This is a genomic window from Nesterenkonia maliinae, assembly GCF_051262655.1.
In the GTDB taxonomy this organism is placed as follows: Bacteria; Actinomycetota; Actinomycetes; order Actinomycetales; family Micrococcaceae; genus Nesterenkonia.
Genome location: NZ_JBIMEY010000005.1, coordinates 92,942 through 119,293, shown reverse-complemented (window position 1 = coordinate 119,293; position 26,352 = coordinate 92,942). Strand labels below are relative to the sequence as shown.

Genomic DNA, 26,352 nt, shown 5'->3' with positions numbered 1-26,352 from the left:
TCGATGACCGGCGCCGGGGGGTTGCGTCTCGCCCTGTGAACTAGGGGTGCGGTTGCGCATATGCATCATCGCTTCGAGCCAGTTTCCGATTCGGGAACCCTTCGCCGGGGGGCTTGAGGCTTTTACACACACGGTGGCCAAGAAGCTCATCAGCCGGGGGCATTCCGTGACGCTCTTCGCCGCGGGCGGCAGCGACCCGGCCCTGGGCGCCCAGATGCTGCTGCCCGAGCGTCTGGAGCTCACCGCCGCCGCGCGCTCCGACGTCGGTGCGATGCCGGTGGACTGGATGCAACAGCATCACGCCTACCTCGGCCTCATGCTGCACCTCGCGGAGTCCAAGGACTTCGACGTGATCCACAACAATTCGCTGCATCACCTGCCGGTTGCGCTCTCCTCGCTGGTGCCGATGCCGGTGCTCACCACGCTGCACACTCCCCCGACCCCCTGGCTGGAGTCGGCGATGAACTACGCGGCACCCTCCGCGGTGTTCACCGCGGTGAGCTCCGCCACGGCCGAGGCCTGGGCGAGCACGGTCACCTCCAGCGTGATCCCCAACGGAGTCGACACCGATGTGTGGCATCCGGGACCCGGTGGCAACGAGTGCGTCTGGACCGGGCGTCTGGTGCCGGAGAAGGCACCGCATCTGGCCATCGACGCCGCGCGCGCCGCCGGTCGCAGCATCACCCTGGCGGGCCCCATCATGGACCGCAGCTATTTCGAAGCACAGGTCGCGCCGAGGCTCGGCGATGACGCGGTCTATGTGGGGCACCTGCGCCACACCGAGCTCGTGGAGCTCGTCGGCTCCTCTGCGGTGGCCGTGGTCAGCTCCCAGTGGGACGAGCCCTACGGTCTGGTGGCCGCCGAGGCCATGTCCTGCGGGACACCGGTGGCGGCCTTCCCCCGCGGCGGGCTGGTGGAGATCGTGACCGGCTCCTCCGGCGCCCTCGCCGCGGACGGGTCCGTGGCCGCCTTGGCGGAGGCGATCACCCGCGCCGCAGGCTGTGATCGCGCCGCCGTGCGCCAGCGCGCCGAAGGATCGCTCTCACTGGAGCGGATGGTGGATGAGTACGAGCAGCTCTATGCCCAGATGGCCATGGAATCCGCCTCGCAGCCGAGCGCCTCAGCCTGATGATCGGCTGGTACATCCACCATCAGGGTCGCGGTCATCTGCACCGCGCCACCGCCGTGGCCCAGGCCGCGGCGGCTCGGGGCATGCAGATCACCGGGATCTCCTCGCTCCCCGAACCGTCTGACTGGCCGGGTGAGGCCGGCTGGGTCCAGCTGGACCGCGATGACACCGCAGGTGAGGACGACGGCGGGTTCCGCGAGCCCACCGCGTCGGGCGCGCTGCACTGGGCCCCGCTGCGCCACGCGGGGCTGCGCCGACGCAGCGCGCAGCTCTCGGCCTGGATCGATCACGCCGCGCCGCAGCTGCTGGTCGCCGATGTCTCGGTGGAGATCGCGCTGCTCGCCCGGCTCCATGGAATCCCCGTGGTCACGGTGGCACTGCCCGGTGACCGCAATGATCCGGCGCATCGGCTGGGCTACGGGATCTCCTCCGCGGTGGTGGGCATGTGGCCCGCCGAAGCCTCCGGGATCTTCCACGGCGCCGCGGAGGTCCACGCCCTGGGCGGACTCTCCCGCTTCTCCCCGGAGAGCCGAGCCGGCTCAGCCGAACGAGTCACCCAAGACCACCGTGACACCGCGAAGCGGACCGAGCCGGAGGACCGGCAGTCCGAGGTCCTGGTGCTCAGCGGAGGCGGCGGCGGTGCCGTGACCGACGCGGCGATCGCCCAGCTGCGCCGGGTTCTGCCGCAGGCACGGCTGCGCGTCCTCGGCGGGGAGGGCTCCTGGGAGGCCGACCCCTGGCCGCTGTTGATCCGTGCCGACCTGGTGCTCACCGCGGCCGGGCAGAACTCCATCGCGGAGATCGCCGCCAGCCGCACCCCGGCGCTGGTCACCGCTCTGGACCGTCCGCACCAGGAACAGGATCATATGCTCGACGCCCTCGAGCGCGGACCCTGGCCGGTGCTTCGAGCTCCAGAGCCCGGCGACGACGCCGGCTGGGACCGGGCTGTGAACCAGGCGCTGGCCCTCGAGGGCCAGGACTGGGCCAGCTGGTCTGACGGCGCAGCCGCGGACCGGTTCGCGGAGCTGCTGCACTCGATGCTGCCGGCGCCCGCCACACCCGCCGAGGACACGCCACGCGCCGTCGTCGTCACTGCGGTCCATGGGCGGGCGACCCACCTGCGCCGTCAGCGCGCCGCCCTGGCGCTCAGCGCCCCGCCCGCGGTGGCGCATGTGGTGGTGGCCATGGAGGACCCTGAGGTCAGCGCTCGACTGGCGGCGGCTCAGCCCGGGACGCACCATGCGACCAAGGCCGGAGTCACTGGACACGCCGCCGAGCTGCCCACCCAGGTGTGGGAGATCCCGCGCAGCGCCGGCCGGCTGCCGCTGGCCGCAGCCCGGAACCTCGGTGCGCAGCGCGCCCTGGAACAGCTGCCCGGACCCGATGACCTGCTGATCTTCCTCGACGTGGACTGCATCCCCGACCCCGGCTTGATCAGCGCCTATATCGAAGCCTCCCGACTGCGACCGGAGGATCTGCTCTGCGGGCCGGTGGCCTACCTGCCCGAGCTCCCCGGCGAGGCACTGGATGCAGCCACTGCCGAGCAGCTCGCCGCATGGGCAGAGCCGCATCCGGCACGGCCAGCCCCGGCGCCCGGGGAGATCCAAACCCACGGAGAGCACGCGCTGTTCTGGTCGCTGTCCTTCGCGGTCCGCCGCGACGTCTGGGAGACGATCGGCGGATTCGACGAGGCCTACACCGGCTACGGGGCCGAGGACACCGACTTCTCCTGGCGCGCCCGAGCCCACGGGGTCGAACTGACCTGGGTGGGCGGAGCCCGGGCCTACCACCAGCACCACCCGGTCTCGCGACCGCCGGTGGAGCACCTCACGGACATCCTGCGCAATGGCCGGATCTTCGCGGACCGGTGGGGACACTGGCCCATGGAGGGCTGGCTGCAGGAGTTCGAACGGATGGGGCTGGTGCACCGCAAGCGCGAGGACTGGGTCGCCAGCCAGGATCCCCAGCAGAGGACGGGGCAGGCGACGGCGCGCGCAACGGAGCAAGACTCGACAGGACGCTCGGCGTGAGCATCACAGTGGCCTCGGTGCCGGCCTCCCACGTCTACATCCGCCACCTGAGCCACCCACAGCATGACCCCGCACCCCTCAGCGACGCACCGCGTGGGCACACCCGTGGGCACACCCGTGGGGCCGCGCCGGTGCTCCGGCTGCCGGATCCGCCGTCTGCCCGGAAGGACACGCCCACCGGTGCCCCGTGGTGGCCTCCGGCGATGCTCGACCCCGCATGGATCGCCGCCCACGAATTCGATCTGATGCATGTCCACTTCGGCTTCGATGCGCAGACCCCGGAGCAGCTGCACGAGGTCTTCGACGCGCTCGATGCCCGCGGCAGGCCGCTGATCTACACCGCACACGACCTGTGGAATCCGCACCAGGAGGACCCCACGCTGCATGACTCCCAGCTCGAGGTCCTCTTCGCCCGCGCCCGAGCGGTGATCACGCTCAGCGAGCAGGCCGCCGAGGAGATCCGCGAGCGCTGGGGCGTTCAAGCCCAGGTGATCCCGCATCCGCATGTGGTCGATCTGGACCTGATCCGCGGGTACGCCGAGGCCCCGCGGCGCAGGGATGAGGAGTTCCGCCTCGGGGTCCATCTGAAGAGCCTGCGCGCCAACATCGTCGGCGTGGAGGTGCTCCAGGCCGCCCTCGCGGCGCTGCGCGAGATTCCGGGCTCGGTGCTGCAGGTGGATCTGCACCGGGATGTCTTCGAAGCCGCCGGCCCGCGCCACGACGCAGAGCTGGTCCGCTGGCTGCAGGCTCAGGACATCGATCTGGTCGACCTGCGGGTCCATGACTACTACACCGATGCCGAGCTCTTCGACTACCTCGCCGGCCTGCACACCTCGCTGCTCCCCTACCGCTTCGGCACCCACTCCGGATGGATGGAGGCCGCGCACGATCTGGGGACCACCGTGATCGCCCCGGACGTCGGCTGCTACCGGAGCCAGGGGGCCGACTTTCTCTACCGCTGGCAGGACGGGGGCCTCGACGCCGCCAGCCTGCGGCGCGCGGTGCACGCCGCCGCCGCGCAGGCCTTGGCAGTGCAGGCTTCTCCAGCGCCCGCCTCGGCAGCCTCGGCCTCGGCAGCGCCGGCCGCTACACCGCCCGGGCATCCCCAGCGCGCGACGACAGCGGACCCGGGTGCGAAGCCGTGGCTCACGCAGGCCGCGGCAGCGCGTGTGGGGTGGCGGCGTGAGCAGCGGAGGCAGATCGCCGCCGCCCACGCGGAGGTCTACGCCAGGGCGCTCAGCGGGAGTTGAGCAGCGTGTGGGTCAGGAACTCCCCCACATGGCTGATCTCCTGCGGCACCACTCCGTGGCCGGCCCCGGCGTAGAGCACCTTGGTCAGCTTCACGGTCTTGGTGGCCCAGCCGTGGGTGTACTCCACATGCTCGGCCGGGATGATCGGATCTGCCTGGTCGCGGCCCCAGAAGAACGGGACCTTCGCGGCGGCCAGCGCCTCGTCGTCGAAGTAGTCCTCGATCCCCTCGCCCCGGGTCGGGTCCACGGCAAAGCCGGAGAGCCCGACGACGGCGGCGAACGCCTCTGGGCGGCTGCGCAGCAGCGAGGTGGCCATCGCCATCCCCATGGAGAACCCGAACAGGGTCACCGAGCTGTGCTGGTCCTTGACCGAGACGATCCACTCCCAGAGCTGCTCCACCGCCTCGCGGGCGGCCGACGAGGAATAGGCGAGCCGCTCCACGTCGAGGTCGAACCAGGTGTAGCCGCCGAACTCCATCTTCACCGGGGCGCGCACGGAGGCGTAGGTGAAGTCCGCGGGCAGGCCCGGAACCAGGCCCATCAGGTCCTGCTCGTGGGAGCCGTAGCCGTGGAGCAGCACCACCAGCGGGGTGCCGGAGCGCTCTTCAGGTTCGCGGGACCAGACGACGTGCGGAGATTCAGACATGGAATGACCTTTGCGTGACGGGAGGGGTGCCTGCTCCACTCTAATCAGCCGGTCACGGATCAGCCCAAGGGGGGATGCAACCCGAGCGGGTCGTCGGAGAGAATATATGGGTGAACGATACTGATGACCTGCTTGAGACACCTGACCTGCCCGCCGACGCGGGCGAGAACCCGCTGACCCCCCGGCACCCGTGGACCCGCTATGTCGCCCTGGGCGACTCCTTCACCGAGGGCATCGGGGATCCCGATGAGACCCGGCCCGGCTACCACCGCGGCTGGGCTGACCGAGTGGCTGAGGAACTCTCCCTCGGCGCCGCCGCGGTGGAGGGCGCCCCGAAGTTCTCCTATGCCAATCTGGCGGTGCGCGGCAAGCTCATCGGCCAGATCCGTGACGAACAGATCGCTCCCGCGCTGCAGCTGCGCCCGGACCTGATCACCCTGTGCGCCGGCGGCAACGACGTCATCCGTCCCGGCGGGGATCCCGACGAGACCGCCCGGATCCTCGACACCATGGTGCAGATCCTGAGCACCACCGGCGCGACCATCGTGCTGTTCAACGGCCCCGACGTCCGCGAGACGCCGGTGGTCGGATCGATCCGCGGCAAGGTGGCGATCTTCAACGAGAACGTGCGCACCATTGCGGCCCGGCACGACGCGCTGGTCGCGGACATGTGGTCTCTGCGGGAGCTGACCCGCCCGGAGATGTGGGACGAGGATCGGCTGCACTTCTCCGCCCTGGGCCACCACACCATCGCCCGGATGGTGCTGGACACGATGAACGTCAAGCACGATCTGCCGCCGTCCGAGCCGAGCCCGGTGCCGGTGCGCACCTGGCGCGAGGCTCGCGTGGACGACGCCGTGTGGGCCCGCCATCACCTCTTCCCCTGGGTGGTACGGCGGCTGCGCGGACGGTCCTCCGGGGACGGGATCCACGCGAAGCGACCCAACTTCGAGCCGCTCTTCGGCGGGTCGATGCCCCCGGGCGGCGGCGCCGCGGAAGACTGAGGCTCCCGACCGGGATCCGAGTGGCGGCCGGGCCTGACCTCGAGCGGGCCGGGTCAACCGGCGGCGATGATGTGGTGGAAGCTGCGGGAGCGGTAGACCATCGGGGAGAGGTGCTCCTGCACCTGGGCCCCGTGGACCTGCAGCAGGACCACCTGATGATCCCCCGCAGGGGTCTCGCTGAGCACCTGGCAGTCCATGCGCAGCGGCGAATCCTCCAGCAGGACCGCACCGGAACCGGTGACGTGATGCGGGAGGTTCGCGAATCGGTCACCGGTCCTGGAGGCGAGCTGCCGGCAGGCCTTCTGCTGCGCGTCGCCGAGCACGGAGACCCCGATGCGCCGGGCGCCGCGCAGCGCCTGCCAGGTCCGTGAGCTGTTCTGCGCCGAGAAGGCCACCATCGGCGGGTCGTAGGAGACCCCTGCGGTGAAGGAGGTCACCACGAACCCCACCGGCCCCTGCGCGGTCTGGGCGCACAACGCCGCGACCCCGGAGGGATAGGAGGCGAAGACCTCGCGCGCCTGATCCGCGGCCAAGCCCGACCCGGCCGACCTGCCGTCGGGGACGGCGCCCGTGAGTGTGCCGAAGCCCGCGATCATGCCGCCCCTGTCCCGGCGGCCAGGTGTTCGTGCCGGAAGGCCGCACCCGGGTGATCCCTCGCCAGGCGTGACGTCTCGGCCCCGGTGAGCATCTCGCGCAGACTGCCACGCCGCGGAGTCTGCGGCAGGATGCCCTTCTCGCGCATCTTCGGCATCACCTGGTGGATGAAGTCTCGGTAGCTCTCGATGCCGCCGAAGCTGTGCTCCACGAGGTAACCGTCGATCCCGGTCTCTTCGGCGATGTGCTCCAGTTCGTCGGCGACCTCCTGGGCGGTCCCGGTGACCTTGAAGCCGCCCATGGTCTCGCGCAGCCCGTCGATCACCTCCCCGACCGTCCGGCCGTCCTGGTACTGGGAGAGCAGGCTCTGGCCGATCTCGGTGCGCACATCGGCCAGGGTGGTCTCGGGGTCGAAGTTCATCAGGTTGACCCCGCTCCAGCCCATGAACAGCGAGGCCATGGCCTCACGGCTGGGCGCATCGAGCAGCTCTCGGCGCAGCGCGACCGCCTCCTGGTGGGTCTCCCCGACGATGGCGGACATCCCATTGATGATCTTGATCGAGTCCCCGGGCCGACCCTGGGCCTCGGCGCGCGCCCGCAGGTCCTTCACCAGGGCCGCGGTCTTCGTGATGTCTCGTTCCTGGGTGAAGATGCACTCGGCGTACTTCGCGGCGAAGTCCTTGCCGCGCGGTGAGGCGCCTGCCTGGAACAGCGTCGGGGTTCGCTGCGGGGAGGGCGCGATCGGGAAGTATCCGTGCAGGCTGTAGAACTCGCCGTCGTGATCGATCCAGTGCACCTTCTCCGGATCGTTGAACACCCCGGACTGCTTGTCCATCGGCTGGGCGTCCTCACCCCAGCCGCCTTCCCACTGCTGGAGGCAGAGCTGGACGAACTCATCGGCCTTGGCATAGCGCTTGTCGTGGGCGGTGACGGTGTCGTGGCCGAGCAGCCGGACCAGTGCCGTCTGCATATCGCTGGTGACGATGTTCCAGCCGATGCGTCCCGCGGTGAGATGGTCGACGGTGCCGAAGCTGCGGGCGTTCAGATACGGCTGACCGGCCGTGGTGGAGGCGGTGACGAAGAAGCCGAGCCGCTCGGTGACCGCGGCCAGTCCGCTGATCGCCAGCAGGGCGTCGTGGACCGGGAACTGCACGGCCTCCTTCACCACGACCTCGGGGACCCTGTCTCCCTCATCCATCGGATAGGCCAGGTGCTCGGCGAAGAAGAGGAAGTCGAAGCCCCCGGCATCGAGCTCGCGGGCCAGGTCCTGCCAGAAGCTCAGTCTCGCGAACTCCTCCGGCCTGGCCAGCGGGTGTCTCCACGAGTTGGCCAGGAAGGTCGGAGCCATCACCTCGAAGGCGCCCAGCACAAGTTCCTTCTTCACCGTCGGCATGTTCTCCCCTGAAGTGTGCACATCATCCCTCTCTGTCGAGTAGTTCCTGGTGTTCCTCTGCGCGCCGCACCCACTGCTGCCGACGCACCGTCAGTCGTGTGGCGCGGCCGCATCGCTGGCCAGCGCCGTGATCTGCTGTTCCACCCGGTGGCGCAGCGCCGCCTTGTCGCTCGCGTCCAGCCAGCAGGCGTCCACCGCGTTGCGGGTGAATCCGGCGAGCTCCTCGAGCCCGTAGCCCAGGGCCCGAGCGAGCGCCCGGAAGTCGTGGGTGGGGTCGGTGCCGAACATCGGCGGGTCATCAGAGTCGATCGCGACCTTGAGCCCCGCATCGACCATCTGCGCGATCCGCCGATGGCTGCCGTCTCCGCTGCCGGAATAGCGTCCGATGTCCGAGCTGACCGGGGTGCAGATGAAGGGAATCTCCTGCTGCACGCAGCGCTGGGTGATCCTCGGGTCATCGACCACGTGATAGCCGTGGTCGATCCGATCGCAGCCCAGCTCGTCCAGGAGCACCTCGATATGACGCGGGGGTCCGGTCTCGCTGTGCGCGGTGCGGCGCAGGCCCGCCGCGCCGGCGCGGGCGTAGGCCGGGGCGAACTGCGCGGGCGCGCCCTTGACCTCGGCGTAGTCCAATCCGATGCCGACGACCTCATCGGTGCGGTGCTCGATCACCGTCTCCACGATCTCCATCGCCTGGCTCACGCTGTCCTCCCGGCACAGTCCCACCACGATGCTGCTGGTGATCCCGGTGTCGGTGTGTGCATCACGCATGCCCGCAGTAATGCCCTCGATCAGCCGCGGATAGGGAACCCCGGGGTGGCCCGGAGGGCTGATCTGGATCTCCCGATGCAGCACCTGATGAGCCGCCCCGCCGAGGGTCAGTGATTCATAGGTGATCCGGTGCAGGTCATCGAGATCGCGCACGAGCGAGCCCACCACGTCGAGCACCCGGAGGAACTCCCCGAGATCCTCGTAGCTGTCGTGGTCATAGAGCGTCTCGGCGGTGTGTCCAGCCAGGTCGACCCGGTGTCTGCGGGCCAGCTGCACGACGGTGCTGGCCTGCACGCTGCCCAGCAGGTGGCAGTGCAGGCTGACCTTCGGGAGCGTTCGCACCAGGTGCTCGAGCCCAGCACGCTGCGACTCGGTCTGGATTCCAGAGGTGACCATCTCAGGCGTCCTTGGCCATGTCGTAGTGCTGCAGGACCAGGTTCTCCACCAGCTGCGCCACCATGTAGAGCAGCAGCGAGACCAGCGTGATGACCACGACCAGCGCCCACACCCGGGTGTTCTGCGAACGGCTCACGGCGGAGACGACGGCGTAGCCGATGCCCTCTCCGGTGGCCAGCCACTGGGCCAGGAGCGCACCGGTGAAGGCGCCGGGCACTGAGATGCGCACGGCGGAGAAGAACGCCGGCAGCGCGGAGGGCGCGGCGACCTTGCGCAGGATGTCCCAGGTGGAGCCCCCGTAGACGGTGACGACGTCGCGGATCTGGGGGGTGACCGAACGAAGGCCGAAGACGATGGTGACCAGCGCCGGGAAGAGCACCACGATCCCGCCCATCGCGGCGACCACGGCGGTGCCGCGGCCCACGGCGAGGATGATCAGCGGGGCCAGGGCGACCAGCGGCACCGAGCGGACGATCATCGCCAGGGGCATGACCGCGGACTCGACCACCCGGCTCATCACGATGCCCACGGCGATCACCACCGCGGCGATCATGCCGGCGGTGAAGCCGATCGCGGCGTCGCGGACGGTGACCGCGGCGAGCCCCCACATCTCTGCGCGGATCGCGGCGGCGTCGTCCTCGAGGAAGAGGTGCTCATAGACGTCCAGCGGGCCCTTGCCGACGAAGTCCGAGACGTCGAAGACGCGGAGCAGGCCGACCCACAGCACCAGGATCACGGTGAGCATGATCAGGGTGTTGCCGAGTGTGGTCAGGGCGGTGCGGGTGAAGGTTCCGGCGCGGTTCACGCGAGAGATCTCCGCCACGGGGGCTGCGCTCATCAGACTGTTCCCTTCGACCACGGTGCTGCCACTTTTCCGATCAGGCCGAAGATCGCGTAGGCGCCTCCTGCCACCGCCGCGCAGAGCAGGCCGATGGCCCACGCGCGTTCGACGGCGAGGTTCTGCTGGGCGATGATCAGCGCCAGGCCCACGCCCTGACGGACTCCGCCGACGTACTCGCCCAGGATGGCCCCGAGCAGCGCGGCCGGTGCGGCGATCTGCAGCGCGTTGAGGATCGCCGGCAGCGCGGCCACCAGCCGCACCTTGCGCAGCTGGGTGAGCCGGGAGCCGCCGTACACGGTGACCACGTCCAGGCTCGCCGGGTCCGCTGATTTGAGCCCGAGCAGCGTCCCCACCACGGTGGTGAAGAAGACCGCGAGGACTGCCAGCGCCACCGCGGTGCCGGAGGGCTCTCCGGTCGAGGGGGCGCCGATCACGATGTAGAGCACCGGCGCCACCGCCACGATCGGGATGCAGTAGCTGATCACCGCGATCTGGGTGACCAGCCGTTCGGTCCAGGGCAGGACCAGCACCACGGAGGCGAGCAGGATCGCGATCAGGTTGCCCCAGAAGAAGCCGATCGCCGCCTCGTGGATGGTCACCGAGAAGTGTCCCCAGTAGAACCCGAAGCCGTCGCGGATCAGCGCCTGGACGACTCCGGCCGGGGAGGGCACGCGGGCCTCGGAGAGCACGGTCAGCGCCGCGACCCACCACAGGACGATCACGGCGCCCAGTCCGGCGACGCTGTAGAGCGTGGCCCGGCCCCTGTCGATCTCGGTGTTCATCCGCTCTGGCCCCCGGACGCGGTCTCCGCGTAGCCGAAGAGCAGCTCGGAGGCCCGGTCGTGCAGGGCGTGGAACTCAGGCGTGCGCATCATCGAGGGGGTGCGCGGCCTGGGCAGGTCCACGTCGATCACTTCCGCGATGCGTCCGGGGCGGGCGCTCATCACGGCCACCTTGTCGGAGAGGTAGATCGCCTCGGCGATGCCGTGGGTGACCATCAGCGTGGTGGCCGGCTTCTCGGTCCAGATGCGCAGCAGCTCATCGTTCAGCCGCTGCCGGGTCATGTCGTCCAGGGCGCCGAAGGGCTCGTCGAGCAGCAGCACCGAGGGCTGGACGACCAGCGCCCGGGCGATCGAGACGCGCTGCCGCATGCCTCCGGAGAGCTGGCCCGGCTTGGCCTTCTCGAATCCCTTGAGTCCGACCAGGTTGATCAGCTCGGAGACCAGGGCGTCGTCGGGCTTCTGCCCGGAGACTTCGAAGGGCAGCCGGATATTGGAGGCCACGCTGCGCCAGGGCAGCAGTGCCGCGTCCTGGAAGGCGATGCCCAGTTCGCTGTCGCTGCGCAGCTGCGCCGGGGTCTTGCCGTCGACCAGCGCGGTCCCGTGGGTGGGCTCCTCCAGTCCGGCCAGCACCCGGAGCACCGTGGACTTGCCGCAGCCGGATGGGCCCAGCAGCGAGAGGAAGCTGCCCCGGTCGGTGTGCAGGGAGACGTCCTCGAGTGCGGTGAGCGTCTCGCCGCCGCCGAGCTTGAACGATTTGGTCAGTCCCTCGATCCGGAGTCCGGTGCCGGACGGGGAGGTTCCCGCTCCGGCACCGGGCTTCTCGGCGCTGGGCGCGCCGCCGGCCGAGGATGCCTGCCGCTGTGGTGCAGTCATCATGGCTTCAGCTCACGCTCCGTCGGGGATCTCGGCGAGTTCGGGGTTCTCTTCGAGCAGCTCGTTGAGCAGGGAGAGGTCGAAGAGCTCTTCGGCGGTGACGTCGACGCCGGCGCGCTCCAGGCTGTCCACGCTCTCGCCCTGGAGGTCCTCGGAGATGGTGAACAGCCCGTTCTCCCGGACCTCGTCGGTGAGCACCAGGTCCACCTGGACCTCGGCCTGGCTCAGCTCCTTCTCCATGTCGAGGTCGAGGTGCTCGCCGTATTCCTCCACGGCGAGGCGGGCGCCCTCCTCCGGGTCGCTCACCGCGTCGTGCCAGCCCTGCAGCTCGGCCTCGAGGAAGGACTTGATCATCTCGGGCTCCTCCTCGATCATCTCCTCGGAGGTGATGAAGGCCTCGGCCACGAACGGCAGCCCGTTCTCGCTGAGCATCAGATCGGTGATCTCGTAGCCCATCTGCTCCACCGTGATGGACTCGTTGATCACGTAGGCGAAGAACCCGTCCACCTCGCCGTCGATCAACGGCGCCGGGTCGTACTCCACCGGGACCATCTCGACCGATTCGGGGTCGATGTCGTTGACCTCGAGCAGCGCTTCGAACAATGCCTCGTTGCCGCCGGCCTGCACACCGATGGTCTTCCCCTCGAGGTCTTCCGGGGTGGCGATGTTGCCTTCGTCGGCGAGCGAGAGGATGGTGAACGGGTTGCGCTGGTACTTCGCGCCCACGATCTTCAACGGGGCGTCCTCCTGGGCGATGATCTCGCCGGTGGCCACCGCATTGGAGGTGCCGAAGGTGGCCTCTCCGGAGGCGACCATGTTCTCGATCGGGCCGGGTCCGGGGATGAACTCGACCGTCTCGAAGCCGGCCTCCTCGTAGTAGCCGTTCTCCTGGGCGAAGAACTCCCCGGCGAACTCGGCGTTCTCGATCCAGGACAGGGCGATGCTGATGTCGCCGTAGTTCGCGTCCTCACTGTCTTCGGCGGCGGCGGAGTCCTCGCCTCCGCAGGAGGTCAGGGCCAGCAGGCCGACGGCGGAGAAGGCGCTCAGCTGGAGCCGGCGGCTGTGGATGGGGTTCTTCATGGGGGTCTCCTTCATCAAGGGTGCAATGGGTGGGTGGAGGGATCAGAAAGATCGGGGTGGTCAGTTCAGGCCCTGCATCGCGGCGGCGGCGGCGGCGTGGCGCGGAAGCACGTCGTCGAGCTCACGCAGCTTCAGCTCCCCGGATTCCACGAGCGGGTTCCCGGCGACCAGGACGTACCAGCCGCTGGCGGGTCCTGAGCGCAGCCAGCCCTCCACCGGGTCGGTGAGCGCCCCGGCCTGGGACAGCGGCGAGGATTCCCAGATCACCAGGTCGGCGCAGGCGCCGGGGTGCAGGTGCCCGATCTCCTGCACCCAGCCGAGGTTGGCGGCGGATCCGTTGGTCGCCATGGACAGCGCCTCGCGGGCGGACATCGCGGAGGGCCCGTCGCGGTAGCGGGCGAGCAGCATCGCGCCGCGGGTCTCCATCCAGAGGTTGGCCGAGTCCGAGGAGGCCGAGCCGTCGCATCCGATGCCGACCGGCATCCCCATGGAGCGCAGCGCCTGGGCGTCCGCGGTGTCTCCGGCGAGGATCATGTTGGAGCTGGGGCACTGGGTCGCACTGACCCCTGCCGCTGCAAGTCTCTGGTTCTCCTCCGCATTGCCGTAGACGTAGTGCGCCACCCAGGAGCGCGGGGTGGCCCAGCCGACGTCCTCGAAGTACTCCACCGGGCGGCGGCCGTAGACCTCGAGCGCATAGGTGTCCTCGTCCTTGTCCTCCGCCAGGTGGGTGTGCAGGCGCACATCGTGCTTCTCGGCGAGCTCGGCGGTGGCCCGCATGATCGACTCGCTGACCGAGAACATCGAACACGGCGCCAGTGCCACCCGGGTCATCGCTCCGGGGGCAGGGTCGTGGAAGGTGGAGATCAGCCGTTCGGAGTCGCTCAGGATGGTGTCCTCGTCCTGGACCACGGACGCGGGTGGAAGGCCGCCGTCCTCGACGGAGCGGGTCATCGAGCCGCGGTTGGCCATGAAGCGGAACCCGATCTCGGTGGTCGCTTTGATCTGGGCGTCGATCAGGTTCGGCTTCGGGTGGACGTACATGTGATCCGAGGAGGTGGTGCAGCCGCTGATCAGCAGCTCCGCGCAGGCCACGTAGGTCGAGAGGTAGGTGGACTCCTCATCCAGCGCCGCCCAGCGCGGGTAGAGCGTGGTCAGCCACTGGAAGAGGGTGCCGTTGATCGCCGGGGCGAAGGCCCGGGTCAGGTTCTGGTACATGTGATGATGGGTGTTCACCAGACCCGGTGTCACGAGCCGGCCTCCCGCGTCGATGACCCGCCGCGCCGCTGGCGCCGGCTGCGTGGAGGGTCCGGCGCTCATGACCCGGCCGGCGTCCAGCGCGATCCAGCCGCCGTCGATCTCGCGGCCTGCCGCCAGCGCCTGCTCCTGCGCGTCGGCGCCTGCGCCGGAGGCCTCGAGCACGATGTAGGCGTTGGTGATCAGCGTGTCGACGTGCGTCTGGGCGGGGGGCATCCGTCCTCCTGAAAGTAGATTGGCCCCAACCTATGAAACGGATGTTTCTTCCTTCATCCTGCCCGGTTACGGGCATGTAAATGCCGATCTCGTAACGGTGCTGTAACCCGCACCTGCCTATGCTGGAGGCCGATTCCCTGCAGGTTCCCGCATGTCGATCGTTGGAGGAGGAGACCCCGTGCTTGATCGCATCAGCTCCTATCTGGACTGCTTCGAGGATCCCGAGAACTGGGCCGTGGCAACGATCGTTTCGGTCCGCGGCTCCTCCCCGAGCCCGGTCGGAACGTCCATGGCGGTCTCGACTGATCTGCGCATCATCGGGTCGCTCTCCGGCGGCTGTATGGAGTCAGCGGTGGCGGCTTCGGCCCAGGACGCGATCGCCGCGGGCGGGGTTCGGCGCGAGTCCTACGGGCCCGACGGCACCCCGTTCGGGGCGGCGGGCCTCGGCGTCGCACTGACCTGCGGCGGGGAGATCGAGGTGGTGATCCAGCCGTTGGTCACCGCAGATCTCGCAGCGCTGCGGGAGCTGGCCCGGCAGGATCCACGCACCGCCGCGACGCTCACCCGCGAGCTCCAGGGGCAGGACGGGGAGCGCCTCACCGTGGCGGAGCGGCGTGCGGGTGCCCCGCGTCTGATCCTCAGCGGCGTCCACGACTTCTCCTTCCACCTGGCCCAGTTCGGCGTCCAGGCCGGCTGGCGTGTGGAGCTGGTCGACATCCGACCCGCCTTCGCCACCCCCGAACGCGTGCCCGCCGGGGTGCAGCTGCACCTGGGCCACCCGGCCACCGTGATCACTGAGCTGCTCAGCCAGGACCAGGACCCGCAGTCCTGGACTGCTATCTGCGTGATGACCCACCACCCCGATCTCGACGTGGCGGTGCTGGACACCGCACTGCGCTGGGAGGGCCCCGGGTCCGACGACGACGGCGCCCGCTGCTTCATCGGCGCCATGGGCTCCCGCAGCTCAGCCGCACGCCGGGACGCCGCACTGGCCGAGCTGGGCCACGGCCAGTCCGCCCGTGACCGGGTGGTCTCACCGCTGGGCCTGGACCTCGGCGCGCAGACCCCCGCTGAAGCGGCAGTCTCGATGATGGCCCAGCTCATCGCGGCGAAGAATGCGCCCGCCAGTGGGGCACCCCTGACCCGGTGCAGCGGGCCGATCAACATCTCACGGCAGCGCACCGCGAGCCTCCTCGATGAAATGGCAGTGTGAAGCGTGGACATCACCAGCGTTGACCAGACCCTGCACACCACGGACCCGGACGCCTTCGCGCCCGGCGACTCCTGGCTGGCCGGGGGCACCGTGCTCTACTCCTACGGCTATGACTTCACCAACCCGGCCCCGCGCCGACTCCTGGACATCACCACGGCCGGCTGGACCCCGCTGACCTGGCATGACGGTGCGACGGTGGCGGCGGAAGCCGGGGCCGGAGCTGTGGCGGGAGCTGCAGGGTGGACCGGGCTGGAGATCGCCGCGACCTGCACGATCATGCAGTTCCATGCCACAGCGGCCGAGCTGGCAGCACATCCCTCCAGCTCCGTCGGACCGGTTCAGCTCGCGGATCTGCCGGGGATCCAGCTGATGGCCCCGGCCGCCGAGTGCTTCGTCGCGTCCTGGAAGGTCTGGAACACCTCCACGGTGGGCGGCAACGTGGTCACCGCCCTGCCGGCGGGTCCGATGACCTCCTGGCTCAGCGCGATGGAGGCCACTGCGCTCATCCTGTGCCCCGGCGGCACCCGGCGCACCGCCCTGGTCTCCGACCTGCTGCACAAGACCGGGCACACCTGGCTCGCACCGGGCGAGCTGATCCGGGCGTTCTTCGTCCCGGCGAGCACTCTGGCCCGACCCACCCTGATGGTGCGCGAATCCCTCACCCGCTACGGGCGTTCCGCCACGCTGCTGCTGGCCTCCCCGGTCTCCGCAGGAGCTCCTGAGACCTCCCTTCCCGACGCTTCGGGTCCGGAGGCGATGCGGCTGACCGTCACCGCCAGCACGGTGCGCCCGGTGATCCTGCACCTGCGCCCCACCGATGATGTGGCCGAGGTGATCCGCACGCAGATCGACGAGTCGCTGTGGAACGACGACGTCCACGGCGATCGTGGGTGGCGGATCGAGTCCACCATCCGGCTGGCGTCCGAACTGCGCGAGGAGCTCTGGGCGGTCCCCCGCGAAGCCCCCACCGACCGGTTCACCGATTCCTCCGCCGCGGCGCTGCCCGAGCCGACCTCGACTCCGAAAACCCCCACGACCGACACCGCCGAGGCAGCTGCCGCACCGGCGACCCCGGCACAGGTCACGGTGGACGGGAAGCCGCTCACCCTCGACGCGGCTCCGGGCCAGTGCCTGCGCACCTTCCTCCGCGACTCGGGCTCGGCAGGGGTCAAGCGCGGCTGCGATGCGGGAGACTGCGGCGCCTGCACGGTGCACCTGGGGCAGCCCGGCGAGACTCCCACTGCGGTGCACAGCTGCATCGTCCCGGCAGAACGTGTCGCCGGAGCAGAGGTCACGACCGTACAGGGGCTGAGTCCTGAGGCGACAGCACGCGTCAAGGCCGACCAGGGCCGGGGCACACCGGCGGGATCACAGCGGACCCGAGACGTCGAGGACCCCGACGCGCTGAAGGCCGCCCTGCATCCCACCCAGCGGGACTTCCTCGATGCCCACGGATTCCAGTGTGGCTACTGCACGCCTGGGTTCCTGATGACCGCGACGGCGCCGGGCCCCTACTCCCCGAAGCCCGGGACCGACACCGACCCGGAGGACCCGGACACGCTGCGCCGATTCAAGGGGAACCTCTGCCGCTGCAGCGGCTACTGCTCGATCAAGGACGCACTCACCCAGACCTCGCGGGTCAGCGCCGAGTCCGGCCCGGGGAAGAGCCCGATGCCTCCCGCCGGACCCGCCGTGGTCACCGGGACCGCGGCCTATACCTTCGATGAGGCCGGCGAACGCCCCGAGGAACCCCCGCTGCACCTGGTGGTGATCCGCGCCCCGCATGCCCACGCGTGGATCCGCAGCATCGACGCCGCCGCGGCGCTCGCCTCCCCCGGGGTCCTCGCCGTGCTGACCCATGCGGACGCACCCGCCGAGCACTACTCCTCCGCACAGCATGAACTCGTCGAAGATGACCCCGCGGACACCCGGGTCCTCGATGACGTGGTCCGGCACGTGGGACAGCGGGTCGCCGTCGTCGTCGCGGAGTCTCGTCGGCAGGCCGAGCGCGCGGTCACTCTGGTCCACGTCGACTATGAGCTGCTCCCTGCGGTGCTGGACCCCCGCCAGGCCCAGCAGGACTCCGCGCCCGCGATCCACGGGGACAAAGACTCGAGGACACACCGGATCCTGTTCCCGCAGAAGAACCTCATCGCCATGGCATCCAGCTCACAGGGCCAGGCCGCCCAGGAGCTCGCCCGACTGACCGAGACCCACGAGTCTGCGGAGTCAGCGGGTCCGGTGCTCGGCAGCAGCGCAGCCGGCACCGGCGGGGCCGCCTACTCGGCAAGCTTCGAGACCCACCGGACCTCCCATGTGGCGCTGGAGACCCACGGCGCCCTGGGCTGGATCGACGAGCTGGGCCGCTACACGGTGCGCTCCTCCACCCAGGTGCCGTTCCTGGTCCGGCGCACGCTCTGCCGGATCTTCGAGCTGGCACCGGAGGCGGTCCGGGTGTTCGCGCCCCGCGTCGGCGGCGGCTTCGGCTCCAAGCAGGAGGTGCTCACCGAGGACCTGGTGCTGCTGGCCCTGCGCACGCTGAAGGCGCGCGGCATCACCCGCCCGGTGCAGCTGGAGCTCACCCGGTCCGAAGCGCTGGCGGCGACCACCACCCGGCATCCGTTCCAGCTGGAGGTCTCGGTCGGTGCCTCGGCGCAGGGCAGGCTGCAGGCGCTGGAGCTGACGGTGCTCTCCGACACCGGCGCCTATGGCAATCACGGGCCGGGAGTGATGTTCCACAGCATCACCGAGTCCATGCAGCTCTACTCCGCCCCGCATAAGCAGGTCCACGCCGAGGTCGTCTACACGAACAATCCCCCGGCCGGGGCGTTCCGCGGCTACGGGCTGAGCCAGACCACCTTCGCGGTGGATTCCGCGATGGACGAGCTGGCCCGCCGGCTCGGTGAAGATCCGCTGCGCTTCAAGTCCGCGAACATCGTCGCCCCCGGGGAGGTCCTCTTCGGCGCCGAACACGACGACGTGGCCGCCGACGTCGACGGGCTGCAGCAGTGCCTGCAGATCATCGGAGACCAGCTGCGCACTGGGGAGCTCACCGTCGCGGAGCGGGCCCAGTGCGAGCGGCTGCTCACCGAGGAGCGCCACGGCGCGTCCGTCGGCGGTGCATCTGCCCGGAAGGACGCGTCCCGCGGGGACTGGGCGGTGGGCGCCGGCACCGCCGTGGCGATGATCGACACCGTCCCGCCCAACGGGCACCACTCCCACGTCACCGTCACCGCCCAGGGCCAGGGGCGCTATCTGCTGAAGGTGGGGACCGCGGAGTTCGGCAACGGCACCTCCACGGTGCACCGGCAGGTGGTGGCCGAGGTGCTGGGCACCACCACGGAGAAGATCCAGCTGATCCAGGCCGACACCGACGCGGTGCGCTTCGACACCGGCGCGTTCGGCTCCACCGGCATGACGGTGGGGGTCAAGGCCGCCCACGCCGCCGCGCAGGACCTGCTGCAGAAGCTCTCCGCGGACCCCGCGGCGGACCCGGTCGGGATGACCGGGGAGGGCACCTGGGCCGGGACGCCGCGGTCAGTCTCCTTCAACGTCCAGGGCTTCCGGATCGCGGTGGACCGGCGCAGCGGAACCCTGTGCATCCTGCAGTCGGTCCACGCCGCCGACGCCGGGGTGGTGCTCAACGAGGCCCAGTGCCGCGGCCAGATCGAGGGTGGAGTCGCCCAGGCGCTGGGCGCGGCGATGTTCGAGGAGCTCGAGATCGACGACGCCGGCCAGGTCACCACCGACATCCTGCGCAACTACCACGTGCCGCAGATGGCGGACGTGCCGCGCACCGAGGTGCACTTCGCGAAGACCCACGATCCGGTCGGCCCGCTGGGCGCGAAGTCGATGTCCGAGGCCCCGTTCAACCCGGTGGCCCCGGCGCTGGGCAACGCGATCCGGGACGCCACCGGGCTGCGGATGACCCGCACCCCGTTCCGCAAGGACCGCATCGCCGCCGCGCTGCGCGGCGCTCAGACCCGCGAACCGGTGGCCTGAGGCTAGACGACCTGCGGCGCGGATCGAGCCCCCAGGATGGGGTGGTCCGCGCCCAGGCGGGCTCCGGGCTGCTCGCGGATCCGTTCACGCAGGGTCACCTCCTGGACCTTCCTCGGCAGCAGCCCGCGCTGCCGCAGCACCGGCATCACCAGCTCGGAGAAGGCGCGCAGGTCACGGGGGTCGTAGACCGGTTCGATCAGGAAGCCGTCCAGATCGGCCTGCTCGACCAGCGCCTGCAGCTGGTCCGCCACCTGCTCCCCGGTCCCGACGGCGGTGAAGCCGCGGGTTCCGCGTCCGCGCAGATCATCGAGGATCTCCCGGACGGTCGGGGCGGGGGCGCCGTTGCCGCCGAGGAAGCGTTCGATATTGCTGACGCCCATCTGTCCGGCCGGTCCGGCGTCGCCGTCGAACACCTGGTGCAGAGTCCTGTCGGGATCCAGGGCCAGCAGGTCGATGCCGGTGTTCCCGGCGTAGAGCGTCGCCGCGATCTCATCGGTCTGCATCACGAGGAACTCCTGCTGCAGCTGCACGGCCGCTGACTCTTCTGCAGCGACGAAGACCGTGAGTCCCGCCATGATCTTGAGCCCCTGCGGATCTCGGCCCGCCTGCGCAGCCTGGGCCCGAATGTCGGCGATATTGCCTGCCGTGTGCGCGGGAGTGGTGGCCTGGACGAAGACACATTCGGCGTGCTCGGCGGCGAAGGCGCGGCCCTTGGGTGAGGTCCCCGCCTGGAAGAGCACGGGGGTCCGTTGTGGGGTGGGCGGGGCGGTGAAGTAGCCGGAGGAGCGGTAGTGCTCCCCGGCGTAGTCCACCCGGTGGATCCCCTCGCGGCGCAGATACTGGCCGGTGAGCTTGTCCGCGCGGACGGCGTCGTCGTCCCAGCCCTGTTCCCAGTATCTGGCCGCGAGCTCCACGTACTCCGCCGCCATCGCGTAGCGGGTGTCGTGTGGCAGCATCTCGGCGTGCCCGAGCAGCTTGGCCACGGCGTTCTGCGAGGCGCCGGTGACGATGTTCCAGCCGATCCGGCCCCCGGTGAGCTGATCCAGAGTGGCGAACCGGCGGGCCAGCTGGACCGGGTGGTCCATCCCGGTGCTGGCGGTGACCACGAACCCGAGGCTCGTGGTGTGCTGGGCGAGGATCGGGATGATCATCGCCGGGTCGTAGCCGGAGAAGTTGATGCCTCGCTCCACGGCCACGTCCGAGATGTCCTCCCCGATCATGGGGTACCCGTAGCCGTCGGCGAAGAACAGGAAGTCGAATCCGCCCTCCTCGAGGATCCGGGCCACGTCGATCCAGTGCTCGGTGTCAGCGAAGTTGATCTGGTCGCTGAGCGGGTGCGGCCAGCTCAGCGTCCCACCCACCTGGGGTCCGTACACCTCGAAGGCACCGAAGTGCATCTGCTTGGTCATCTGGTCTCTTTCCTCGTGTCGGGCTCCCAGCGGGAGAGGTCCTCGGGTGTATCGATGTCGGCGGGCTCCGCGACGTCGCTGATGTCCACCGCGTCGATGAGCTCCGGGTGCGCGCGCAGGTAGGTGCGGGCTCCTTCATCGCCGACGGCGAGCGTCGCGGCCTCCTGCGCCGTGCCGAGGTCGAACACCACCGGGTGGGTCGCAGCGCCGCGGACGACGCCGCGGGTGATGCGCCCGGGGGTGTGGGCGCGGAGCACCCGGCGCAGGGCGGTCGAGCTGATGCCGGGCTGGTCTACCAGGACGACGGCGACGCGCCCGACCCCGCGTTCGGCGGCGGCGCGGACACCGGCCCGCAGGGAGGCCGCAAGTCCCTGTCCCCAGTCGGAGCAGTCCACGATCTCCGCAGACGTCCAGGAGGCTTCCTGGCTCAGCGCGGCGCGCACCTCGGCTGCTCGGTGACCGAGCACCAGCAGCGGAGATGTCTCAGCTGCCCGTGCGCTGCGCAGGGCGCGCTCCGCCAGGGTCTCGCCGCCCACGCGGAGCAGCGCCTTGCCCTGTCCGCCGAGTCGGGTGCCGGCACCGGCGGCGAGGATCACGGTCACGTCCGGACCCACGGTCACATGAGGGCCCCTGGTCGCGTCAGGCATCGCAGCACCGTCCTGGTCAGGCTCGCGCGGAGGCGGCCTGGCCGAGCAGGATCAGCTTCTCACCGAGCCCGTAGCTGCGGTTCGCGAGCTGCCGGACGTAGCCCTTGGCGATCATCGTGCGCAGCAGCCGATGCGCGGTCGGGGCGGGCAGGCCGGTCTCCTCGGCGAGCTCGCTGAGGCTCAGCTGTCCCCCGTGCGCGTTGATCACCTCGAGGATGTCCAGCGCTCGGTCCACAGACTGCACTCCTGGAGCGCGGCGGGCTCCTGGGTGCACCGTCTCTGGGGGGCGAGCCTCTGGGCCTCGTCCGTCGTCCACGGTCTGCTCCTTCTGCTCATCCATCCGGCTCAGCGCCTCGGCACACTGAGCTCGGAGCTGCCCAGTCCCTGCAGGAACCCGCCCACCGGGACCAGCGCGCTGGTGGTGTCCTGGGCGGTGTACAGCGGGGTGCCGCGCAGCACCGCGCCGACCACGGTGCCGGTGATCTCGTAGTGGTCGTAGGCGGAGATGGGGTTCTTGTGCGCCAGTCCGGCGGCAGAGACCATGTTGGTCTGTCTGGGGTCATAGATGGCCAGGTCGGCGTCCTTGCCCAGCGCGATGCTTCCCTTGCGGTGCAGTCCGGCGAGCAGCGAGGTGTTGGCGGCCATCCAGGTGCTGACGGTCTCGATCCCGATCCCGCGCAGTCGGGCCTCATGGGCCACGGCGGAGAAGCCCACCTGCAGTCCGGAGATTCCGCCCCAGGCCTGCTGCAGGTCGGGGGCTCCACGGTGCTTCTCCTCTGCGGTGGAGGGCGAGTGGTCGCTGACCACGGCGTCGATGATGCCCTCGCGGAGTCCGTCCCAGAGGGCCTCACGGTTCCCGCGGTCGCGGATCGGCGGGCAGCACTTGAACTCTGCGGCCCCGTCCGGGATCGCGTCGGCGTCGAAGCACAGGTAGTGCGGGCAGGTCTCCACGGTCAGCGGGAGCCCCTCGGCGCGGGCATCGGCGATGATGTCAAGGGCTCGGGCCGACGCCAGATGCAGGATATGGGTGCGGCAGCCGGTCTCGCGCACCGCTTCGATCAGGTCGCTGATCGCCGCCACCTCTGCGTCATGCGGCCGAGTCTCGGCCCAGTCGGCGTAGTGGCTGAGCCGGCGTCGTCGTCCGGTCAGATCGGTGGCCCGCTCGATGGTCTCGGCGTCCTCGGCGTGGACGATCACCAGTCCGTCGAAGCTCGCGACCTCCGCCATCGCCTCGCGCAGCTGGACCCCGTTGACCGGCGGGAACTCCTCCACCCCGGAGGGCAGCAGGAAACATTTGAAGCCGAACACCCCGGCGTCCCAGAGCGGGCGCAGCGCAGCGGTGTTGCCCGGGACGATGCCGCCCCAGAATCCGACGTCGACGAAGGTCTGCCCCGTGGCGGCCTGCTGCTTGATCCGCAGCGAGTCCACGTCCACGGTGGGCGGTATGGAGTTCAGCGGCATGTCCACCACCGAGGTGACGCCACCGAGCGCGGCGGCCATGGTGCCGGTGGCGAAGCCCTCCCAGCTGGTCCGGCCCGGTTCGTTGATGTGGACGTGGGTGTCGACGTTGCCGGGGAGGACCTGGTGCCGAGGGTTGATCACGGTCATGCCCGCGCCGGCGCCGACGTCGCTGGCCTTGACGATCTCGGCGCGACGTCGCCCCTCGCCGGCGCTGAGCCGGTGGATGCGGACGATCTCGCCCTCGAGGATCTCGAGGTGGGCCGGGGTGAACTCACCCTCGAGCAGGACCTGCTCGGCGATGAGGTGACGCAGCATCATCGACCGGCCTCCGCATCGGCGGCGGGGGCCTGAGTCCCGGGGGCTGGGACCGGAGTCCCGGCGGCGGGTGCAGTTCCGAGGGTGGCGGGCCGGCGGTCGGGCGTGGGCTGAGCGGGCAGCACCGCGTTCATCACCACGGCTATCAGCATCGCGGGCACGATCCCGGAGGTGAGCAGCAGCGCGATGTCGGCGGGGAAGGCGGCGGTGACCTCCTCAGGAGCGAAGGAGAAGCCGATGCCCAGTCCGAGGGAGACCGCGACGATGAGCAGCGCGCGACGGTTGAGCACCTCGCTGCCGATCACCTGGATTCCTGCGGCGGCGACCATCGAGAACATCACCAGCACCGCGCCGCCGAGCACGGCGTAGGGGATGGTGCTGAAGAAGGCGGCGAACTTCGGCACGAATCCGGCCAGAAGCAGGATCCCGCCGGCGAGGGCGACGACGAAGCGGCTGACCACGCCGCTGAGGACGACGACGCCGGTGTTCTGGCTGAACGTGGTGTTGGGCATGGCTCCGAACAGCGCACCGAGCGAGGTGCCGATGCCGTCGGCCATGACGCCGCCGCTGAGCTGGCGGGAGGTCGGCGTCCTGCCGATCGCGGTGCGCGAGACGGCGGTGAGGTCTCCGATGGACTCCACCGAGGAGGCCACGGCGATGATGGTGATGGCGATGATCGCGGCACTGGTGAAGTCCATGCCGAAGTGCAGCGGCATCGGGGCGAAGACCCAGTCGGCCTCCGCCACCGCTTCCATGCTGACCATCCCGAAGGCGGCGGCCACGGCGTAGCCGACCAGCAGTCCGATCAGCACAGAGGCGACCGACAGCAGCCCGCGGCCGAGCTGGTTGCTCAGCACGGTCACCGCGACCACCAGCGCGGCGATGGCGAAGTGGAACAGCGCCCCGTAGTTCCCGGCGGCCTCGGCGGGCGCGCCGCCGGCCGCGTAGTCGATCGCGGTGGGCATGAGCTTGATCCCGATGATCAGGATGATCACGCCGCAGACCAGCGGCGGGAAGAGCCGGGAGATCCAGTGCAGCGCCCCGCCGAAGAGGACCTGGACGAACCCGGCCACGAAGGCTCCGCCGAAGACTGCGGCGATGCCGAACTCCTGGGCGATCGGGATGGCCACGGCCAGGAACGCGAAGCTGGTTCCCTGCATCACCGGCAGGCGGGACCCGATCGGCCCGACGCCGAGGGTCTGCAGCAGGGTGGTGACACCGGAGACGATCATCGCCAGCTGCACCATCAGAGTGGTCTCCCCCGCCGCCATGCCGATGGCGGTCGCCACGATCAGCGGCGGAGCGGCGTTGCCGACGAACATCGCCAGGAGGTGCTGGATCGCGAGCGGGAACGCCCGGTGCAGCGGCGGCATCTGGTTCACCGGATCGACGGCGTCAGCCTCCACGCCCGGGGATTCAGGCTCACCCGGGGAGGTCGACACCTCAGAGCGGGTGCGGGCTGCGGTGGTCTCGGCACTCATGGGAGCAACTTCCTGTCACGGTGAAACCGGCTGGTTGCTTCTACGGTAGGAGTCCGTTGTTAGGGCTGTGTTTCCGAGCGATTACCGCTATAAGAAACATGCGTTCCGCGTTTCAATAACTGCGGAACACCTGTTTCTTCGTGCTCGCGGGAGTGGTCAGCAGAAGCCGCCCAGCCACTCCCAGGCATGCGGGCGGGCGGGGGCGTCACGACGTGTGACCGAGGCGTTCATCAGACCGTAGGGCCGATCTCCGGCCTGGAAGACCTCATTGGGGTTCTCCAGGCCGAAGGGGCTCAGGTCCACCACATAGTGATGATTATTGGGCATCACGAAGCGGATGTCTTCGATCTCAGGCACCGCTCCCAGTACGGTCTCCCCGGCGGCGTAGAGGGTCTGCTGCAGGGACAGCGAGTGGACCAGGGCGAACTGCTCCAGCACGACCTGCTTGACCGTCGTGTAGATCGCGTCGAAATCGACGGCCGGAGTGTCCTTGGCTGGCCCTGCATCTCCGGTGAAGAGCCAGCGGGCCGTGATGTCGGTGGCCATGACCCGGTCCCGGGTCTCGGGCAGGGTGGTGTATCGGTCTCTGGGGAATCCGGAGAACTCGCTGCCGGTGGTCTTGAGCACTGTGAGATCGCTGAAGCCGCCCAAAAGGTGCTCGGCCCCGTCGTGGATCGTGAGCGCGGCGGTCCTGATCTCCTGCTTGGACTTCACGAAGGAGTGCTCGTGGTCGACCAGCGCGCCGTCGGTTCCGGGCACCTGGATCCGCTCCCAGGGGTAGGACTCCGCGGTCCAGCGGCCTCCGCTGACCTCGTCCTGCGCGCTGAAGTGCCGGCCCAGGAGCAGCAGGAACTCCTCCGGAGTGGAGATTCCGTGTTCCTTGGCGAAGGCGTAGACGGTGTTCTTCTGGGTATCGGTGGCGATGACCTTGGCGTTGTCCCCGGTGGTGTAGCAGTCGGTGAAGTCCCCGCGCAGCATCGAGCTGACGTTGAGGTCCATGAGCTCGTGGACCGGGGTCTCCCGGTTGACCCGGACCACCCGGACCTCTGCTTTGCCGTACTGATTCGGACCGAGGACGATGTCGGAACTGCTCATAGGGTGCTCCTGTTTCTGGCGAGGCGCGGGCTGGGGCTGGGCGGGAAGATGCGGGACGGCGGCCGGGCGGCCCGCTCAGCTGCCCCGGTAGGTGGTGTAGCCGAAGGGACTCAGCAGCAGCGGCACGTGATAGTGCGCGGCGGAGGCCTCCACGGTGAACGCCAGCGTCACCTGGGGGAAGAAGTGCTCGAGCCCGCGGGCGTCGAAGTGCTCCCCGGTCGCGAAGATCAGCTCATAGATCCCGGGGGCCAGCGACTCGGGACCGAGATCACCGACCCGCCCGTCGTCGTCGGTCATCCCGGTCGCGATCTGGCGCTGCTCCGGTCCGCGCAGGATGACCTCGATGCCGGCGGCGGGGGTTCCGGTGCTGGTGTCCAGGACGTGGGTGGTGATGAGGCTCATCGGGGCTCCTGTCGTGATCTCTGTGCGCCGGGGCGGTGCTGCCGGTGCGGGGCGGCATGGGGGGGTCGG

The 26,352-nt window shown here is 69.8% G+C and carries 22 protein-coding genes; 6 read left to right on the top strand and 16 right to left on the bottom strand.

Annotated elements, in window-relative coordinates; translation table 11 throughout:
* The first annotated feature begins 46 nt into the window (after nt 1-46).
* The 3 genes from ACHAA4_RS10590 to ACHAA4_RS10580 are packed head-to-tail and all read left to right on the top strand — an operon-like array spanning nt 47 to nt 4,409.
* On the top strand, nt 47-1,129 hold the full coding sequence (locus tag ACHAA4_RS10590; RefSeq protein ID WP_435774139.1) for a glycosyltransferase family 4 protein: 1,083 nt from the start codon (nt 47-49) through the stop codon (nt 1,127-1,129).
* Nucleotides 1,129-3,159, top strand: coding sequence for a glycosyltransferase family 2 protein (locus ACHAA4_RS10585; RefSeq protein ID WP_435774138.1), 2,031 nt, complete (start codon nt 1,129-1,131; stop codon nt 3,157-3,159). The genes ACHAA4_RS10590 and ACHAA4_RS10585 overlap by 1 nt, the downstream gene beginning before the upstream one ends.
* Nucleotides 3,156-4,409: a glycosyltransferase gene (locus ACHAA4_RS10580; RefSeq protein WP_435774137.1), complete on the top strand. Its 1,254-nt coding sequence runs from the start codon at nt 3,156-3,158 to the stop codon at nt 4,407-4,409. Before ACHAA4_RS10585 ends, ACHAA4_RS10580 begins: the two co-directional genes overlap by 4 nt.
* Here ACHAA4_RS10580 and ACHAA4_RS10575 read toward each other — a convergent pair.
* Nucleotides 4,396-5,055, bottom strand: a complete 660-nt coding sequence (locus tag ACHAA4_RS10575; protein ID WP_435774136.1) for an alpha/beta hydrolase — start codon at nt 5,053-5,055, stop codon at nt 4,396-4,398. The genes ACHAA4_RS10580 and ACHAA4_RS10575 overlap by 14 nt on opposite strands.
* Nucleotides 5,056-5,201: 146 nt before the next feature.
* Here ACHAA4_RS10575 and ACHAA4_RS10570 point away from each other — a divergent pair, with 146 nt between their 5' ends.
* Entirely contained in the window at nt 5,202-6,059 is an 858-nt protein-coding gene (locus ACHAA4_RS10570) for an SGNH/GDSL hydrolase family protein (RefSeq protein WP_435774217.1), read from the top strand.
* A 53-nt stretch (nt 6,060-6,112) separates the two neighbouring features.
* Here ACHAA4_RS10570 and ACHAA4_RS10565 read toward each other — a convergent pair whose 3' ends face one another.
* From ACHAA4_RS10565 to ACHAA4_RS10530, 8 genes are all read right to left on the bottom strand, one after another.
* Nucleotides 6,113-6,655, bottom strand: coding sequence for a flavin reductase family protein (locus ACHAA4_RS10565; RefSeq protein ID WP_435774135.1), 543 nt, complete (start codon nt 6,653-6,655; stop codon nt 6,113-6,115).
* Complete coding sequence (locus ACHAA4_RS10560) at nt 6,652-8,046, bottom strand: NtaA/DmoA family FMN-dependent monooxygenase (protein WP_435774134.1); 1,395 nt, start codon at nt 8,044-8,046, stop codon at nt 6,652-6,654. The genes ACHAA4_RS10565 and ACHAA4_RS10560 overlap by 4 nt, the downstream gene beginning before the upstream one ends.
* 90 nt (nt 8,047-8,136) lie before the next feature.
* Nucleotides 8,137-9,213: an adenosine deaminase gene (gene add / locus ACHAA4_RS10555; protein WP_435774133.1), complete on the bottom strand. Its 1,077-nt coding sequence runs from the start codon at nt 9,211-9,213 to the stop codon at nt 8,137-8,139.
* A gap of 1 nt (nt 9,214) precedes the next feature.
* A complete protein-coding gene (locus tag ACHAA4_RS10550; RefSeq protein WP_435774132.1) occupies nt 9,215-10,051 on the bottom strand; it encodes an ABC transporter permease in 837 nt (278 codons plus the stop codon).
* Nucleotides 10,051-10,836: an ABC transporter permease gene (locus ACHAA4_RS10545; protein WP_435774131.1), complete on the bottom strand. Its 786-nt coding sequence runs from the start codon at nt 10,834-10,836 to the stop codon at nt 10,051-10,053. Before ACHAA4_RS10545 ends, ACHAA4_RS10550 begins: the two co-directional genes overlap by 1 nt.
* Complete coding sequence (locus ACHAA4_RS10540) at nt 10,833-11,711, bottom strand: ABC transporter ATP-binding protein (protein ID WP_435774130.1); 879 nt, start codon at nt 11,709-11,711, stop codon at nt 10,833-10,835. Before ACHAA4_RS10540 ends, ACHAA4_RS10545 begins: the two co-directional genes overlap by 4 nt.
* Before the next feature lie 9 nt (nt 11,712-11,720).
* On the bottom strand, nt 11,721-12,788 hold the full coding sequence (locus ACHAA4_RS10535) for an ABC transporter substrate-binding protein (protein WP_435774129.1): 1,068 nt from the start codon (nt 12,786-12,788) through the stop codon (nt 11,721-11,723).
* 60 nt (nt 12,789-12,848) lie between these two features.
* Complete coding sequence (locus tag ACHAA4_RS10530; protein ID WP_435774128.1) at nt 12,849-14,258, bottom strand: amidohydrolase family protein; 1,410 nt, start codon at nt 14,256-14,258, stop codon at nt 12,849-12,851.
* Nucleotides 14,259-14,436: 178 nt separating this feature from the next.
* On the opposite strand from ACHAA4_RS10530, the gene ACHAA4_RS10525 reads away from it, so the two are divergent.
* Nucleotides 14,437-15,471 (top strand): XdhC family protein, encoded by a 1,035-nt coding sequence (locus ACHAA4_RS10525; protein WP_435774127.1) that lies wholly within the window; start codon nt 14,437-14,439, stop codon nt 15,469-15,471.
* A 3-nt stretch (nt 15,472-15,474) separates the two neighbouring features.
* Complete coding sequence (locus ACHAA4_RS10520) at nt 15,475-19,473, top strand: molybdopterin-dependent oxidoreductase (protein WP_435774126.1); 3,999 nt, start codon at nt 15,475-15,477, stop codon at nt 19,471-19,473.
* Between the two features lie 2 nt (nt 19,474-19,475).
* Here the strand turns inward: ACHAA4_RS10520 and ACHAA4_RS10515 are convergent, their stop codons facing one another.
* The 7 genes from ACHAA4_RS10515 to uraH form a co-directional block, all read right to left on the bottom strand.
* Nucleotides 19,476-20,882: an NtaA/DmoA family FMN-dependent monooxygenase gene (locus ACHAA4_RS10515; RefSeq protein WP_435774125.1), complete on the bottom strand. Its 1,407-nt coding sequence runs from the start codon at nt 20,880-20,882 to the stop codon at nt 19,476-19,478.
* Entirely contained in the window at nt 20,879-21,502 is a 624-nt protein-coding gene (locus ACHAA4_RS10510; RefSeq protein WP_435774124.1) for a nucleotidyltransferase family protein, read from the bottom strand. Before ACHAA4_RS10510 ends, ACHAA4_RS10515 begins: the two co-directional genes overlap by 4 nt.
* Before the next feature lie 43 nt (nt 21,503-21,545).
* Nucleotides 21,546-21,869, bottom strand: coding sequence for a helix-turn-helix domain-containing protein (locus ACHAA4_RS10505; RefSeq protein ID WP_435774123.1), 324 nt, complete (start codon nt 21,867-21,869; stop codon nt 21,546-21,548).
* 5 nt (nt 21,870-21,874) lie between these two features.
* Nucleotides 21,875-23,308, bottom strand: a complete 1,434-nt coding sequence (allB, locus tag ACHAA4_RS10500; RefSeq protein WP_435774122.1) for an allantoinase AllB — start codon at nt 23,306-23,308, stop codon at nt 21,875-21,877.
* Entirely contained in the window at nt 23,305-24,786 is a 1,482-nt protein-coding gene (locus tag ACHAA4_RS10495) for a uracil-xanthine permease family protein (RefSeq protein ID WP_435774121.1), read from the bottom strand. The genes allB and ACHAA4_RS10495 overlap by 4 nt, the downstream gene beginning before the upstream one ends.
* A 156-nt stretch (nt 24,787-24,942) precedes the next feature.
* Nucleotides 24,943-25,881, bottom strand: a complete 939-nt coding sequence (pucL, locus tag ACHAA4_RS10490) for a factor-independent urate hydroxylase (protein ID WP_435774120.1) — start codon at nt 25,879-25,881, stop codon at nt 24,943-24,945.
* 75 nt (nt 25,882-25,956) lie between these two features.
* Entirely contained in the window at nt 25,957-26,283 is a 327-nt protein-coding gene (gene uraH, locus ACHAA4_RS10485; protein ID WP_435774119.1) for a hydroxyisourate hydrolase, read from the bottom strand.
* Between the last annotated feature and the right edge of the window lie 69 nt (nt 26,284-26,352).

Excerpts from the sequence above, each read along its gene's own strand:
- ACHAA4_RS10585 (WP_435774138.1), top strand. The coding sequence starts at position 1,129 with ATGATCGGCTGGTACATCCACCATCAGGGTCGCGGTCATCTGCACCGC.
- ACHAA4_RS10575 (WP_435774136.1), bottom strand. The coding sequence starts at position 5,055 with ATGTCTGAATCTCCGCACGTCGTCTGGTCCCGCGAACCTGAAGAGCGC.
- ACHAA4_RS10565 (WP_435774135.1), bottom strand. The coding sequence starts at position 6,655 with ATGATCGCGGGCTTCGGCACACTCACGGGCGCCGTCCCCGACGGCAGG.
- ACHAA4_RS10560 (WP_435774134.1), bottom strand. The coding sequence starts at position 8,046 with ATGCCGACGGTGAAGAAGGAACTTGTGCTGGGCGCCTTCGAGGTGATG.
- add (WP_435774133.1), bottom strand. The coding sequence starts at position 9,213 with ATGGTCACCTCTGGAATCCAGACCGAGTCGCAGCGTGCTGGGCTCGAG.
- ACHAA4_RS10550 (WP_435774132.1), bottom strand. The coding sequence starts at position 10,051 with ATGAGCGCAGCCCCCGTGGCGGAGATCTCTCGCGTGAACCGCGCCGGA.
- ACHAA4_RS10545 (WP_435774131.1), bottom strand. The coding sequence starts at position 10,836 with ATGAACACCGAGATCGACAGGGGCCGGGCCACGCTCTACAGCGTCGCC.
- ACHAA4_RS10540 (WP_435774130.1), bottom strand. The coding sequence starts at position 11,711 with ATGATGACTGCACCACAGCGGCAGGCATCCTCGGCCGGCGGCGCGCCC.
- ACHAA4_RS10535 (WP_435774129.1), bottom strand. The coding sequence starts at position 12,788 with ATGAAGAACCCCATCCACAGCCGCCGGCTCCAGCTGAGCGCCTTCTCC.
- ACHAA4_RS10530 (WP_435774128.1), bottom strand. The coding sequence starts at position 14,258 with ATGCCCCCCGCCCAGACGCACGTCGACACGCTGATCACCAACGCCTAC.
- ACHAA4_RS10515 (WP_435774125.1), bottom strand. The coding sequence starts at position 20,882 with ATGACCAAGCAGATGCACTTCGGTGCCTTCGAGGTGTACGGACCCCAG.
- ACHAA4_RS10505 (WP_435774123.1), bottom strand. The coding sequence starts at position 21,869 with ATGGATGAGCAGAAGGAGCAGACCGTGGACGACGGACGAGGCCCAGAG.
- allB (WP_435774122.1), bottom strand. The coding sequence starts at position 23,308 with ATGATGCTGCGTCACCTCATCGCCGAGCAGGTCCTGCTCGAGGGTGAG.
- ACHAA4_RS10495 (WP_435774121.1), bottom strand. The coding sequence starts at position 24,786 with ATGAGTGCCGAGACCACCGCAGCCCGCACCCGCTCTGAGGTGTCGACC.
- pucL (WP_435774120.1), bottom strand. The coding sequence starts at position 25,881 with ATGAGCAGTTCCGACATCGTCCTCGGTCCGAATCAGTACGGCAAAGCA.
- uraH (WP_435774119.1), bottom strand. The coding sequence starts at position 26,283 with ATGAGCCTCATCACCACCCACGTCCTGGACACCAGCACCGGAACCCCC.